The sequence below is a fragment of the Archangium violaceum Cb vi76 genome (genome assembly GCF_000733295.1).
GTDB lineage: Bacteria > Myxococcota > Myxococcia > Myxococcales > Myxococcaceae > Archangium > Archangium violaceum.
Genome location: NZ_JPMI01000204.1, coordinates 1 through 421 on the forward strand (window position 1 = coordinate 1; position 421 = coordinate 421).

The following is a 421-nucleotide window of genomic DNA, read 5'->3' on the forward strand; positions in this document are numbered from 1 at the left end:
CGGCGCAGGAAGCTCAGCGGAGACATGAGGGAGGTGGAGAAGCCCCCGTACACGGTGCCGAGGATGCCGCCGATGAGGCCCATGTCATGGTAGGGCGGCAGCCAGATGACACCGGCGCTGCCCTCGTGCATGCGGAAGGCGCCGTGGATGAGGTGGAGGTTGTGCAGCAGGTTGGCGTGGCTGAGCATGACGCCCTTGGGCGTGCCCGTGGAGCCGGAGGTGTACTGGAGGAAGGCGAGGGAATCGCCGTGCGACGCTGGCCGCTTCCAGGTGGACTCCGAGCCCTGGGGAAGCTCGTCGGTGGCCACCCAGCGCAGGGAGCGCAAGTCCGGGGCGGACTCGAAGAGGAACTCCGCCATGGAGGTGATGAAGGAGGGGGCGAGAATGACGGAGGCCTGGGCGTCGTGGATGAGGGAGCGCA

The 421-nt window shown here is 67.9% G+C and carries 1 protein-coding gene; it reads right to left on the reverse strand.

The features are described 5' to 3' along the window. A partial coding sequence (locus Q664_RS27340) for an AMP-binding protein (RefSeq protein ID WP_043402103.1) occupies window positions 1-421 on the reverse strand: 421 nt, incomplete at both ends.